16 protein-coding genes and 1 pseudogene are annotated in these 12,529 nt (G+C 33.7%); 5 read left to right on the top strand and 12 right to left on the bottom strand.

Features of this window, described 5'->3' with window-relative positions; all coding sequences use genetic code 11:
* Positions 1–10: 10 nt before the first annotated feature.
* From Q0358_RS02450 to Q0358_RS02440, 3 genes are read right to left on the bottom strand one after another with little or no spacing between them, the layout of a single operon-like run.
* A complete protein-coding gene (locus Q0358_RS02450) occupies positions 11–184 on the bottom strand; it encodes a hypothetical protein (protein WP_299546662.1) in 174 nt (57 codons plus the stop codon).
* Between the two features lie 10 nt (positions 185–194).
* Positions 195–1,670 carry an FAD-binding protein gene (locus Q0358_RS02445; RefSeq protein ID WP_299546660.1) on the bottom strand — a complete coding sequence of 492 codons (1,476 nt, stop codon included), beginning with the start codon at positions 1,668–1,670 and terminating at the stop codon, positions 195–197.
* Between the two features lie 12 nt (positions 1,671–1,682).
* Positions 1,683–1,808: a hypothetical protein gene (locus tag Q0358_RS02440; protein ID WP_299546657.1), complete on the bottom strand. Its 126-nt coding sequence runs from the start codon at positions 1,806–1,808 to the stop codon at positions 1,683–1,685.
* Positions 1,809–1,916: 108 nt separating this feature from the next.
* Here Q0358_RS02440 and Q0358_RS02435 point away from each other — a divergent pair, with 108 nt between their 5' ends.
* Both Q0358_RS02435 and uvrC read left to right on the top strand, forming a co-directional pair.
* Positions 1,917–2,228, top strand: coding sequence for a hypothetical protein (locus tag Q0358_RS02435; protein WP_299546655.1), 312 nt, complete (start codon positions 1,917–1,919; stop codon positions 2,226–2,228).
* Positions 2,229–2,234: 6 nt separating this feature from the next.
* Positions 2,235–4,067, top strand: coding sequence for an excinuclease ABC subunit UvrC (uvrC, locus tag Q0358_RS02430; RefSeq protein WP_299546653.1), 1,833 nt, complete (start codon positions 2,235–2,237; stop codon positions 4,065–4,067).
* Here the strand turns inward: uvrC and Q0358_RS02425 are convergent.
* The 7 genes from Q0358_RS02425 to Q0358_RS02395 are packed head-to-tail and all read right to left on the bottom strand — an operon-like array spanning position 4,064 to position 9,050.
* The gene (locus Q0358_RS02425; protein ID WP_299546651.1) at positions 4,064–4,552 is read right to left on the bottom strand and encodes a hypothetical protein; all 489 of its coding nucleotides are present in this window, start codon (positions 4,550–4,552) and stop codon (positions 4,064–4,066) included. The two genes, uvrC and Q0358_RS02425, sit on opposite strands and share 4 nt — an antisense overlap.
* Positions 4,553–4,596: 44 nt before the next feature.
* Positions 4,597–4,932, bottom strand: a complete 336-nt coding sequence (cutA, locus tag Q0358_RS02420; RefSeq protein WP_299546649.1) for a divalent cation tolerance protein CutA — start codon at positions 4,930–4,932, stop codon at positions 4,597–4,599.
* A complete protein-coding gene (locus tag Q0358_RS02415; RefSeq protein ID WP_299546647.1) occupies positions 4,932–5,207 on the bottom strand; it encodes a hypothetical protein in 276 nt (91 codons plus the stop codon). Before Q0358_RS02415 ends, cutA begins: the two co-directional genes overlap by 1 nt.
* 1 nt (position 5,208) lies before the next feature.
* Positions 5,209–6,027, bottom strand: a complete 819-nt coding sequence (locus Q0358_RS02410; RefSeq protein WP_299546645.1) for a hypothetical protein — start codon at positions 6,025–6,027, stop codon at positions 5,209–5,211.
* 8 nt (positions 6,028–6,035) lie between these two features.
* The gene (locus tag Q0358_RS02405) at positions 6,036–6,782 is read right to left on the bottom strand and encodes a DUF5644 domain-containing protein (RefSeq protein WP_299546643.1); all 747 of its coding nucleotides are present in this window, start codon (positions 6,780–6,782) and stop codon (positions 6,036–6,038) included.
* Positions 6,783–6,825: 43 nt separating this feature from the next.
* The gene (locus Q0358_RS02400; protein ID WP_299546641.1) at positions 6,826–7,296 is read right to left on the bottom strand and encodes a hypothetical protein; all 471 of its coding nucleotides are present in this window, start codon (positions 7,294–7,296) and stop codon (positions 6,826–6,828) included.
* A 2-nt stretch (positions 7,297–7,298) separates the two neighbouring features.
* Positions 7,299–9,050 (bottom strand): M3 family oligoendopeptidase, encoded by a 1,752-nt coding sequence (locus tag Q0358_RS02395; protein WP_299546639.1) that lies wholly within the window; start codon positions 9,048–9,050, stop codon positions 7,299–7,301.
* Positions 9,051–9,138: 88 nt separating this feature from the next.
* On the opposite strand from Q0358_RS02395, the gene Q0358_RS02390 reads away from it, so the two are divergent.
* The 3 genes and pseudogenes from Q0358_RS02390 to Q0358_RS02380 form a co-directional block, all read left to right on the top strand.
* Positions 9,139–9,768, top strand: coding sequence for an alpha/beta hydrolase (locus Q0358_RS02390; RefSeq protein WP_299546637.1), 630 nt, complete (start codon positions 9,139–9,141; stop codon positions 9,766–9,768).
* Between the two features lie 99 nt (positions 9,769–9,867).
* On the top strand, positions 9,868–10,191 hold the full coding sequence (locus tag Q0358_RS02385; protein WP_299546635.1) for a hypothetical protein: 324 nt from the start codon (positions 9,868–9,870) through the stop codon (positions 10,189–10,191).
* A pseudogene (locus tag Q0358_RS02380) lies at positions 10,188–10,297 on the top strand (vapd); the annotation flags it as partial. The gene Q0358_RS02385 and the pseudogene Q0358_RS02380, both read left to right, overlap by 4 nt.
* A 74-nt stretch (positions 10,298–10,371) precedes the next feature.
* Here the strand turns inward: Q0358_RS02380 and groL are convergent.
* Both groL and groES read right to left on the bottom strand, forming a co-directional pair.
* Positions 10,372–12,012, bottom strand: a complete 1,641-nt coding sequence (gene groL, locus Q0358_RS02375) for a chaperonin GroEL (protein ID WP_299546633.1) — start codon at positions 12,010–12,012, stop codon at positions 10,372–10,374.
* Positions 12,013–12,036: 24 nt separating this feature from the next.
* Entirely contained in the window at positions 12,037–12,297 is a 261-nt protein-coding gene (gene groES / locus Q0358_RS02370; RefSeq protein ID WP_299546631.1) for a co-chaperone GroES, read from the bottom strand.
* Positions 12,298–12,529: the final 232 nt, after the last annotated feature.

Below are 12,529 nucleotides of genomic sequence, written 5' to 3'. Positions count from 1 at the left end.
TTCTAATTTCTTAAAAGAAAGAATAATCGTTTTTGGATTCTGCATTTTTAGATTTTCTAGGCTTTTTTTGTATATCTTCTAAATCTCTTAAAAGCGTTTTTCTAAGCTTATCCATTTTTGCATTCTCTTGTTTTTTTAAGAATTTGTTTTTAAATTTGTTGCGTAATCTCATTTTGTTTTTCATTGATTCTCCTTTATTCTGTAAGATAATGCGCTCCAACAGATGCATCGCGTTTAAGTGCTGATTCAATAATGTTTTTTGCAGTTAGCAAGCGCAAGCGAAGTAATCGCCCTACTCCACTTTGCAACATTACTTCGACACCTCCTAAAGCTTCATTAAGACCAGATTTTTTGCGCATAATGCCAACTTTGCTCCACATTAAATGACGCAAAATCGCTTTAAGATTTTCATCTTGCGTATTTTGTAAAACCTCTGTATGCAATAAAAATTCCCTAATTTTTTGCTCACCCCTTGCTCCATAGCAACCTAGAATATCTCTGGCACTTCGCCTTGAAAACACCAAGCCTTCAAGCAAGGAATTTGAAGCTAGACGATTTGCACCATGAACTCCTGTGCAAGCACATTCACCCACCGCATAGAGATTTTCCATTCCTACAACCTTACCTACACCATCAGTTTCAATACCGCCCATACAATAATGAAATGCTGGAGAAATTGGAATCCTATCTTTGGGTAAATCGTATCCAAAAGCATTAAGATTCCTTGAAATATTAGGAAAACGATTATAGAAAAATTCTTTAGAAAATTCACTTAAATCTAAATAGATTTCTAATTCTTCTTGTTTTTTAAATTTTTCTTGTAATTTTAATTGGTAATCAAAAATGCTTCTAGCAACCTTATCTCTTGAGGCTAATTCCCCTTGCTTGTCATAATCAAACAAAAAACGATTCCCCCAAAAATCCACAACTTTCGCCCCTTCTCCCCTTAAAGCTTCACTAAGTAGCATTTTACGCGCGTGATGTGTTTTGACAAAAACGGTTGGATGAAATTGCAACATCTCCATATCTTTTAGCTTTAATCCATTTTCAAGAATCATTCCGTGTAACTCACTAGAGATTGTATGTGCATTTGTGTGGTATTCAAAAAGAGCTCCCACGCCACCGCTTGCTAAAATAATATGATTCGCATAAAGATTGTAGTTTCCACGCTTAGTTAGCACGCTAACCCCATAGCAATGGTTGTTTTCAATAAGAAGTTCTGTAACTGTTGCATTTTTCCACAAAGTGTGTGAGATTTGCGCCATTAAATGAGAATGCAACGCACGCCCTGTAGAATCTCCCCCTGCGTGAATAATGCGTGAGGTGCTATGTGCTGCCTCTTTGGTAAAAAGCAAATTCCCATTGACATCTTTGTCAAAAGGAGTTTGACGCTCTATTAAGTCTTCTAAGACCCATAAGCTTTCTTCACTTAGTGCCTTTACGGCACTTTCATCACACATTCCAGCTCCAGCATTAAGCGTATCTTTAATGTGTAATGCAATATCTTCTACATTTTTTGCAACAGCAATTCCACCTTGCGCATAAAAAGTATTGCACTCCCAAGGTTGATCCTTGCATAAAATTAAGACTTTTAAATGCTTAGGTAAATTTAAAGAAGCATACAAGCCAGCGACACCAGCACCCACAATAATTACATCAAAATGTAGCATTTCTTCATCTTTTTAAGGTTGTGTTTGCGTGCTTCTAAAAGGATCATCTTTAAATCCACAGCCTGTGCTTAAAGCACCAAACAAAAGAATCTGTGTTATAATCAAAAAATGAAAAATATATCGCAAGTTTTGACGCATCTTTTAAGCTCTCCTAATTATAAAAGATTCCATGAAATTAGGGAATCAGAATCTTTTATCCAAATGTTACCTTTAAGCCTTAAAAATGGGATAGCTTTTAGCTACACTATGGATAAAGATTTATTTATCGCATTAAAGCATCCTTGTTTTAAACAAGAATTCTATCATAAAATCCACTTAGTTAAACAACTTTTGAAACAATATCAACAAGAAAAAAATAGTCTTTTAGAAATTAGCGATATAAAAACTTTTGTAACCCATAATCTTTACAAAAAAGAAGTGGAGAGAAATCAAGAAATTGCAATTCCATTAACCTATGGTGAGTTAAGCTATGGTGAATTTGAAAACCTAGCAAAAGACTCAAAAATTCACGCACTCTTTGAATCAATTCGACATAATATTTTAAAAAACCAAGAATAATACACAATGAAATCTTCTCTTAAGCCGCTTTCTGAAACTCTATTGGACACTTTAAAAAAGATTCCAAATACTAGTGGCGTATATCATTATTTTGACGCACAAGGGAGACTTCTTTATGTTGGTAAAGCAAAGAATCTAAAAAATCGCATTAAAAGCTATTTTCGTTTCACGCCAAACTTAGCTCCTGCTCCAAATTTAAGTCAAAGAATCTTTCAAATGGTTAGTCAAATTGCACAATTACGCTATATTGTTGTGAAAAATGAAAACGATGCACTAATCTTAGAAAATTCTCTCATTAAGCAACTTAAGCCAAAATACAATGTCTTATTACGTGATGATAAAACCTACCCTTATTTATGCGTGGATTTGCAAGATGATTTTCCGCGCATTTTACTCACGCGTAAAGTTTTCAAAAAGCAAGGTTTGCGCTATTTTGGACCTTTTTCAAGCGGAGCTAGAGAGCTTTTGGATTCCATTTATGAGATTTTTCCGCTTGCACAAAAAGAAGCGTGCAAAAAAAGTAAAAAAGCTTGTTTGTTTTATCAAATTCAGCGTTGTTTAGCACCCTGTGAGGGTAAGATTACGACTAAGGAATATGCAAAAATTCTTCAAAATGCCCTAGATTGCGTAGAAAACCCTAAAAAAATCCTAGCGCCCTTAGAACAGAAAATGCTTCAACTCTCACAAAATCTTCGCTTTGAAGAAGCAGGAATTTTGCGAGATAGAATTATTAAAATCAAAAATCTAAGTCCGCTTTCTTCTGTGGATTTTGCAAATTTAGTGGATTTAGATGTTTTTGCGCTTGTGTGCGAAGAAACACGCGCTGTTCTTGTGAAGTTTTTTATGCGTAATGGCAAGATTATCTCAAGCACAACACAAAATCTTAAAAACGAATTAGGTTTTGATGCCTTAAGTATTTATAAACAAGCAATTATTAATCACTATTCTAACACTCTCCCATTAATCCCAAAACAAATCCTTATCCCATTTGATTTAGGGGAAAATACACAAGAATTGGAATCCTTTTTGCAGCAAAAAATCGGCAAAAAAATCCAAATCCACTTCCCAAAAAGTGGAGAAAAAAAACGCTTATGTGAACTTGCAATACAAAATGGAGAAGAAATTTTACGCTTAGAACAAAATGATGAATATGAAGTTTTAAGTGCTTTAAAAATGCTTTTCTCTTTGCAAATCACGCCTGATCGTTTTGAAGTTTTTGACACTTCTCATCACAAAGGCAAACAATGTGTTGGGGCGATGATTGTATATGGTGGCAAGGAATTTCTTAAAGAATCTTATCGCCACTATCTCCTAGAAGGAAAAGATGAATATACGCAAATGCGAGAAATGCTGACACGGCGCATACAGGATTTTCAAAAAGAATCTCCACCGGATTTATGGGTGCTTGATGGAGGGGCTGGACAAATTAATCTTGCAAAAGAATTATTACAAAGTGCCGGAGTAAATTTAGAAGTCATAGGAATCGCAAAAGAAAAAGTTGATAGCAAGGCATATCGCGCTAAAGGTGGCGCAAAAGACATCTTAAGAGATGAAAATCTAAAAGAATATCGTCTAGAAACAAGCGATAAACGCTTGCAATTTTTACAAAGATTGCGCGATGAAGCACATCGCTTTGCTATTACTTTTCATCAAAAACAAAAACAAAAGACAATGCAACGCTCCAAAATTCTTGACGCTAAAGGTGTAGGCAAAGCGGTTCAAAACAAGCTTCTAGCTTATTTTGGAAGTTTTTTAGCCATTGAAAATGCAAGTTTAGAAGAGCTAGAAAAAGTTCTAACTAAAAAGCTGGCGGAATCTGTTTTTAAGGCTTTGCACTAGAAATTGCCAAAATAACGCACTGCGTTAATTTTTCTCTCAACATTGCTCAATAAGTTCATATTTTCTTTGCTTAAATTTGCGTTTTGTAAGAGATTTTGTGTTTGTGTGGAATCTAAATTTGGATTAAATTTATAAATCACATCAAATCCCATTTTTTCTTCTTGATTTAAGATTCCATTTTGCGCCATTGCATTACCTAATTCGCTCAAATTCCCATTATTACTACCAAATTCTTTTGCAAAATCACGCAATTTTGTGAAATCATAACTTAGTGTAAAAACATCTTGAACTTCATTAGAGGCAATATTAGAACTTGGTGCTTCAAATAAAGCATCAATGCCTTGTGTTTTTTGTGTTTCTTTTGTAGAAAAAACAGAATTAGAATCGTTTTTGTTTGTAAAGCCTGTTAGATTGTTAGACTTGCTCTCATCATAAGCTTGACTTAGCAAGCCCCACATTTGGCTATTTTTGTCGCTAACTTGCATAACTTTTCCTTTATTTTAAAGTTTCATAAAAATCCAAGCAAAAATTATTCCAAATTATCTAAAAATGCGTTTTTACACCATTTTTTATATTCTGCAGAAACTTTGTGAAGTTTGATTCCAACAATCTCTGGAAGTTCATAAGCATGATTTTTTAAAAGAGTTTTCTTTAATGTTTTAAAATCTTTTTTAAACACCTTAAAATTTAGCAGAACTTCTTCTTCGCTAACAATTTGTGAAAAGTTGGAATCCTTTTTCCACACATAGCTACTTTGGATTTGTGTTTGCTGAATGCAGGAGCATAAGCGTAATTCTAATGCAGTTTTAATCAATAGTTTTGCATTAGATTCCGTTGTTGTTGTTTGAAGCAACATTAAGCGCATTATTTTTCGCCACCCATTCTTTTTTTCTTTTCTTCAAATGCCTTTTTCTTTTCTTCTTGACGCATTCTCTCTAGGTTTCTTTGGCGTTCTTTTGAGCGTTTGTATTTTTCTATAAATTCTTGGCGTTCAGTTTGGTTTTGATAAGCAATAGGACGAATAAAAAAGATTCCAAGCATTAAAACAAAAAAGAAAATTGCAGTTTCTTGATTGGAAGTTAACTGATACCAAGCCATTGCAATACCAAGTGAAATAACGACTTTTAAAACAGAAACCATATTAAAGCATTTGTGGTTGAATTTTATGCGTGCTAAATTTTAAAGATTCCGCATTTGCATCCATAAAAAGTGCCAATACTACTTGTGGCACAAATAACAATGGGACTTCTGCTGTATCACGCCCAGAAGCGTTTTGTAGTGCCTTTGTGTGTTGATCCATAAGTTCAAAGTTGCCAAGATTAGCGTTTAAAATAAAATCTACCCCACAATCCACCATTTCATAATAATCCATTGCACCCATTTTATAAGCTAACTCCAAATTGCTCTGTAATAGATACGCATAACTATTTTTGAAAAATGGGAGAATTTTAAGTCCGGTTACATTTTCAATGCGCGAAATAAGTTGTAGCTCCAAAACACGCTCTTCAAGCTCTCTGTCAATTATAAAAGCACATTTAAAACCCTCCCAACGCCTGTGTTTAATCTCTGCATTTTTGATTTTATCAAAAAGCACTTCAGGCGCAAAGACAAAGCTATTTTCAAGATTCAAAATATCAATACTGCACGCACAAGACTTAGAAATCTCTTCTCTAAAATCTACATTTTCATAAAGATTCTTTAAAAGTTTTGTAATAACTAATAAGCTTTGAGAATCATACACTAAGACTTTTTTCTCATCCTTATACGCATTATCCAAAAGTCTAACTAAAGGCGCATAATAATCCACAGGTGCAATAAAGGGCAAAAATTTATCATCAAGCATAAGAGATTGTGTGTTAGCAATAGAAATATGAAGTTTTTCTAAGAGTGCTTTAATGTGATGCGTTAGAAGTTTAGAAGATGGATAAAAATTGTTCTGCAAAAGAATATAAGATTCCATTTTTCCCCCTATAAGCTTTTTAAAATCTTGGTTTTAAACTTTTGAATCTTTGGATTCTCACAACGATCAAATATTAATGTTTTTAACTCATTAATACAAATATCAAACCGATCATCTTGTGGATAAAGATAAGTTTTTAGAGATTCTGCATTTAAGATTCCATCTTCTAAATCACACACTGCCTCTAAAATATTGTCTGTTTTGTGTTTTGCATACAATGCTCCAGCAAGTAAAAAATAAGCTTCTCCTAGATAATTAGGATTTTCAACACTAAGAGGCGTTGCATAAGCAAATGGAATAAAAGAAAGCAAAAAAGTGTTGCTTAGTGTTTGAGATTCTAATCTTTCAATGCAAATTTCTTTCTTGCTAGCATTTTTAAAAATACTTAATGCCTCATCACTTGCCAATTCATCTAATCCGAGTTCTCTAAGCGGTGCAAGTTTGTTTAAAAATGGTTCGACATTAATCACTAAATCTTTTAGCACTAAATGCGCATTAAGCGGCTCTATTTTCCACGCAGAACCAAATTTCTTTAATAATTCCACAATAGGGAGTTCAAAGTCAAAAACCACCACTCCATTAATCTTAAATCCATAGGCATCATATCCATAATCTTCTATGGAATCTTGAATAACTTTTAACAAATCTAACAGAGTTTTTTCAGGTGCAATTTTGAGTGTAAGTTTTGCAAAATAAGGCAGATAATCTGTTTTTACATCAAAACGAAACAACTCTAAATCAATTTTTTTATCCATTTTTTCTCCATTTGTAAGACACTAAAACGTGCAGTATAGCAAATTATTTTTTAAACCTTTTGTTTTTTGGATTAGCTAAAAGAGCTTGCATTGAGCTATTTACTCCTTCTTCTTCTGCTGGACTTGGCGCAATCTTAGAAAAAGTCGCAAAAAGATTCACATAAATGCAAAAATCCGATTGTAATCCATCATCATTTGGGAGTAAAATCTGCACAATACTATCTAATGGTGCTGTTACAAAACTACCCACATTTTCTTCACCAAAACCTGCTTCAAAATATAAATTCTTCCCATCAAGCTCCAAACTTTCAAAAGTATAACCCGCTAAAATAAACAAAGTTAATTCACTAAAGGCATTGCGAATCTCTTGTGGAAGGCTTGGCTCAAACTTCACACGCTCCACACTACAAAGAATTGAAAAACTAATTTTCTTGCGGATTAAATATTCTAAAATCTCATAACAATGTCGCTCTTGCATTGTTTGAAATTTTTTATCCCTTAATAAAACTTCCATTACTACCTTTCTTTTAAAATCTCTTTTAAACCTTCTAGTAAAATTCTAACTTCTTGGATTCCAATCTCCCAAAAATCTGGGTTTTCAATATCTAAACCAAAAATCCCCACCAAATCCTTTGGAGATTTGCTTCCACCAAGGCTTAAAAATTTTTCATATTTTGCCACAAAATCTTCTTTTTGATGACGATATACTCCAAAAAGAGCAAAAACCAAAAGTTGCCCATAACTATACGCATAACAATAAAAAGGCGTATGAATAAAATGTGGGATATATGACCACCACAACTTGTAATTTTCTGTCAATTTCACGCTTTTGCCAAACATTTTTTGATTCTCTTCTTGCCAAAGTGTGTTTAACATCTCCGCGCTTAATTCTCCGTCTTTTTGATGCACTAAGCGCTCAAAGTTTGTAAAAACATTTTGACGAAAAAGTGTTGCAAATACATCTTCAAGCTTGCCTGCATAAAGCGCAATTTTGTCTTTATTGCTTAAGTTTTTTTGTAGTCTTTCAAAAAGCAACATCTCTGCAAAGACAGATGCCGTTTCTGCTGTCGTCAAAGGTGTATCAGCGTTAAGATAACCCACAGAGTAAGAAAGATATTGATGGATTGTATGTCCTAATTCGTGTGCCATTGTAAAGGCATCACGCCTACGATTTGTATGGTTTAGCATTAAATAAGGATGCGCACTGGGCACTGCACTATGACTAAAAGCTCCACCACGCTTATTTTCCCTAGGATGTGAGTCAATCCAGCCTTCATCAAAAGCGCGCTTTGCGATTTCATAAAATTTTGGTGAAAAATCCGCAAAAGTTTCTAGCACAATAGATTTTGATTCCATATAACTAAAATTATCTGCCTCATCGTTAAAAATCGGTGCATAGCGATCATAATCATACAAGCAATCATAGCCTAATAATTGTGCTTTTAACGTGTAATATTCTTCTACAATTCCAACATTTTTATTAATGGTGTCCACCATTGCATCTACACTCTTTTGCGTGGTTTGATTTGCAATGTGCCTAGACTCTTCTAGACTTTCATAACTACGCAATTCTGCTGTAATTCTCAAATCTTTACGCACAACATTATAAATATAAGTCAAAAGTGACAGGTTTTTCTCTAGTGTTTTACTCAAAGACTCTTGCGCCATTTTACGCACTTCTCTATCTTTATCATAGAGCAAACTTAGCACTTCTTCTTCGCTAACTTCTTTATTTTCGCCTTTTAATGTGATTAAGAAACGCAAATGGCTTAAATGCTCATCAAATAAGCGTTTAAAGCTATCCACACCCACAGGCTGTGTTTTAAGTAAGATTTTTTCTTCTTTTAAACTAAGTTGATATTTGGATTGTTGATTTAACAGCTCTAAATAATACGCATAGCCTTTCGCACTTTCTATAAATGCTTGTTTTTTGGCTTCATCTAATGCGTTAAACTCCAAGTCAAAAAATAATAAAAAATCTTGTGCCTTATTCACTTCCATTTCGCATTCTGCATAAAATGCACCCTCTTTTGTGTTGGACGCAAAACACAAAAACGCATAAGTCATTATGCGTGATAATTCTTCGCAAAGTGCTTCATATTCTTTTAAACCCTGAAAAAAGGATTCCGCATTTAGCGTGTTAAGATTTCCCTTATAGCTATTCTCAAAGTCTTGTGCTTTGAGAATAGCACTTTGCATTGCTTTTTGCAAAGAGTCTTTATCTTTAAAAAGTGATTTTAGATTCCATATATCTTGTGTGTTTGCCATAAAATTCCTTAAATAAATAAACTTGATTCTACATAAAAACACTTAAATTTAAGCTATAATGGACACACTAAATTTATGGAGAATTGTAATGATAAAAACGCTACTAATGGTTTGTTTAATCCTTGTCCTGCCTTTGTTTGCAAAAGAAGTCTATATTATCCATGGCTTTAATTGCACAAGTCAATATGCTTGGATTCCAAGTGTAAAAAAAGAATTGCAAAATTTAGGTTATATGGTTAAAACCCCTAATATGCCAACCCCTGATAAACCAAGTCTAGAGCAATGGATAAAACATCTCAAAGAACAGATTTCATCGCTAAATTCTGAAACTTATTTTATTACACATTCTTTAGGTGGAATCGCACTTTTACAATTTTTAAGTCAAGAACATTTCAAAAATCATTCAAAAATAGGTGGAGTTATCTTAGTCTCTCCTTTTGATAAACCTTTAGAAATTTTACCAATTCTTGATGATTTTACAAGGACAAAACCAGACTATAAAAATCTGCAAAAGCATATTCATTCGGCGATTATCATTTCTTCTAAAGACGATAAAATCGTTCCGCATTCTTTAAGCAAAGAGGTCGCAAAAGCATTAAACGCAAAACTAGTTGCCACAGAAAATGGCGGGCATTTTATGGATCAAGATGGTTTTTATACATTTCCTTTAGTTGTTGAGATTTTTAAAAATTTACAAAATAAACAAATAAATAAATGATTAATTTTTATTTATAAATATTAGTTAAATTAACGAATTAAATTTTGTTATATATAATCAAGTATTTTTATTAAAATCAACACAAACAAAGGAGTTAAAATGGCATACCCACTTTTAGGCACAAGAATAGTTTTGGATGAAGAAAAGATTTTAAAGGAAGATCAATATAATTTAGAAGATATGTATAAAGCAATAGATGAATATGCGAAAGAATCAGGAATGATAAAAATTAACAAAGAAACTTATCATTGCAAGGGAGATAAGTATGATTTGGGTTGTTTGGGAATGTTTATCCATTGCAATTTACTTGAATGTGATTGGTTCACTCTTAATGTAAAAGAATGGACTTGGCTTAGTGAAAGAGAGGGGAATATTGACTTAATTGCCAAAAATAAAGCACGAAATGAAGGTGTTTGGCAGTGAATCTCTCTCGCAAAGCAATTAATTTTGATTATCTACTGAGGAGCTTAAAAAATATTTTGAAAATACTAGAAAGCCTTATGGATTAATTAAAGATTTTATGCTTGAAAAGAGATTTTAGAAGCTAAAAAGAACTTAGAGAAATGGAATCCCAAAAAGGATTCCAACTTTATAAGGGGAGAATTACATCATGCCACCCATGCCACCCATTCCACCCATACCGCTCATATCAGGCATAGCAGGTTTGTCTTCTTTGATTTCATGCACTGTTGCTTCTGTGGTTAAAAGTAGACTTGAAACAGACACAGCATTTTGTAGCGCAATTCTTGCAACTTTTAATGGATCAATAATTCCAGCATCAAACATATCTACATAGTTTCCACTTGCTGCATCAAAGCCGTTGTTAGCGTTAGAATCTTTTTCTACATTATTTACCACAACGCCATCATCAAACCCAGCATTACTTGCGATTTGCTTAAGAGGTGCTGAAATTGCGCGCTTAATGATTTCATAACCGATTTTCTCATCACCATCTAGGCTTAAATTGACTTTAGCTGCTGCACGCACTAATGCTGCACCACCACCAATAATAATTCCTTCTTCAACAGCAGCTTTTGTTGCGCTTAATGCGTCATCTACTCTGTCTTTTTTTTCTTTCATTTCTACTTCACTTGCTGCGCCAACTTTAATAACAGCCACACCGCCACTAAGTTTAGCAAGCCTTTCTTGAAGTTTTTCTCTATCATAATCACTTGTTGTTGCTTCAATTTGTGTTTTGATTTGCCCTACTCTTGCAGTTACTGCATCTTTACTGCCTGAACCATCTACGATTGTTGTATTGTCTTTATCAATTACAACTCTAGCTGCCTGACCCAAGTCTTCAATGCTTGCTGCTTCAAGAGTCTTACCAAGCTCTTCGCTAATCACTTCACCACCTGTTAGTGTTGCAATGTCTTTTAGCATTTCTTTTCTTCTATCTCCAAATCCCGGAGCTTTGACTGCTGCGATATTTAACACACCACGCAACTTATTAACAACTAAAGTCGTTAAAGCCTCTCCCTCAATATCTTCAGCAATGATTAATAGAGGTTTTCCACTCTTCATTGTTGCTTCAAGAAGTGGCAAAATATCTTTCATTGCAGTGATTTTTTTATCTGTAAGAAGAATATAAGGATTCTCTAATTCTGCTTCCATTTTATCGCTATTTGTTACAAAATAAGGACTTAAATAACCTCTATCAAACTGCATTCCTTCAACAACACTTAACTCATCATTGATCCCTTTTGCTTCTTCAACTGTGATTACGCCATCTTTGCCGACTTTTTCCATAGCTTCAGCAATAAGCTCACCAACCTTAGCATCAGAGTTTGCAGAGATTGTAGCAACTTGCGCAATTTCTTTTTTGCCACTTACTGGTCTTGAAATCTTTTTGAGTTCTTCTGTAATAGCTTCTGCTGCTTTATCCATACCGCGTTTAACTTGCACTGGATTTGCCCCTGCCGTAATATTTCTTAAGCCTTCTTTAAAAATACTATATGCAAGAACAGTTGCTGTTGTTGTTCCATCACCTGCTGCATCTGCTGTCTTGCTCGCAACTTCTTTTACAAGTTGTGCGCCCATATTTGCAATAGGATCTGCAAGCTCAATTTCTTTTGCCACAGAAACACCATCTTTTGTAATACTTGGCGCACCAAAGCTTTTTTGAATCAAAACATTGCGTCCGCGTGGTCCCATTGTTACTTTAACTGCATCACTAAGTTGCTTTACGCCTTCATATAAACGATTTCTTGCATTATCTGAAAAATTAATTTCTTTACTTGCCATTTTTTATCCTTTTATTTTTATTTACTAAGCAATTACGCCTAAAACATCTTCAAGTTTTAAAATCAAATATTCTTTGCCATCAAGTTTTACTTCTGTCCCAGAATATTTACCAAACACGATTTTATCATTAACACTAACTTCTTTAACTTCTGAACCAATCGCTTTTACTATTCCTTCTAATGGCTTCTCTTTTGCATTATCAGGGATAATAATTCCAGATGCTGTCGTTGTATTTTCTTCGAGTCTTTCTACTAAAACTCTTTCTCCAAGTGGTTTAAAATTCATAGGATTACCTCCGAATCAATATTTTTTTAAAACGCACAATTATAATGATTTTTTTTTGGCTTGTCAATACTTTTAGTTAAAAAATTCATAATACTTTAGCCTTATTGACTAAATATTAATTAGTTTATAGTGCTAATATTTCAATGTAATCTCACTTATTTAAAATATTAAAGCCCACAAATCTAGCACCCAACATGCTCCTATGTTTGCCTAAAATTCAGTAGTTATAAAG

The sequence above is a fragment of the uncultured Helicobacter sp. genome (assembly GCF_937893305.1).
Lineage (GTDB): Bacteria > Campylobacterota > Campylobacteria > Campylobacterales > Helicobacteraceae > Helicobacter_D.
This window is presented reverse-complemented; position numbering and strand designations above follow the sequence as displayed.

Coding starts and splice junctions, on each gene's coding strand:
- Q0358_RS02450 (WP_299546662.1), bottom strand. CDS start 184: ATGAAAAACAAAATGAGATTACGCAACAAATTTAAAAACAAATTCTTA.
- Q0358_RS02445 (WP_299546660.1), bottom strand. CDS start 1,670: ATGCTACATTTTGATGTAATTATTGTGGGTGCTGGTGTCGCTGGCTTG.
- Q0358_RS02440 (WP_299546657.1), bottom strand. CDS start 1,808: ATGCGTCAAAACTTGCGATATATTTTTCATTTTTTGATTATAACACAG.
- Q0358_RS02435 (WP_299546655.1), top strand. CDS start 1,917: ATGGATAAAGATTTATTTATCGCATTAAAGCATCCTTGTTTTAAACAA.
- uvrC (WP_299546653.1), top strand. CDS start 2,235: ATGAAATCTTCTCTTAAGCCGCTTTCTGAAACTCTATTGGACACTTTA.
- Q0358_RS02425 (WP_299546651.1), bottom strand. CDS start 4,552: ATGCAAGTTAGCGACAAAAATAGCCAAATGTGGGGCTTGCTAAGTCAA.
- cutA (WP_299546649.1), bottom strand. CDS start 4,932: ATGCGCTTAATGTTGCTTCAAACAACAACAACGGAATCTAATGCAAAA.
- Q0358_RS02415 (WP_299546647.1), bottom strand. CDS start 5,207: ATGGTTTCTGTTTTAAAAGTCGTTATTTCACTTGGTATTGCAATGGCT.
- Q0358_RS02410 (WP_299546645.1), bottom strand. CDS start 6,027: ATGGAATCTTATATTCTTTTGCAGAACAATTTTTATCCATCTTCTAAA.
- Q0358_RS02405 (WP_299546643.1), bottom strand. CDS start 6,782: ATGGATAAAAAAATTGATTTAGAGTTGTTTCGTTTTGATGTAAAAACA.
- Q0358_RS02400 (WP_299546641.1), bottom strand. CDS start 7,296: ATGGAAGTTTTATTAAGGGATAAAAAATTTCAAACAATGCAAGAGCGA.
- Q0358_RS02395 (WP_299546639.1), bottom strand. CDS start 9,050: ATGGCAAACACACAAGATATATGGAATCTAAAATCACTTTTTAAAGAT.
- Q0358_RS02390 (WP_299546637.1), top strand. CDS start 9,139: ATGATAAAAACGCTACTAATGGTTTGTTTAATCCTTGTCCTGCCTTTG.
- Q0358_RS02385 (WP_299546635.1), top strand. CDS start 9,868: ATGGCATACCCACTTTTAGGCACAAGAATAGTTTTGGATGAAGAAAAG.
- groL (WP_299546633.1), bottom strand. CDS start 12,012: ATGGCAAGTAAAGAAATTAATTTTTCAGATAATGCAAGAAATCGTTTA.
- groES (WP_299546631.1), bottom strand. CDS start 12,297: ATGAATTTTAAACCACTTGGAGAAAGAGTTTTAGTAGAAAGACTCGAA.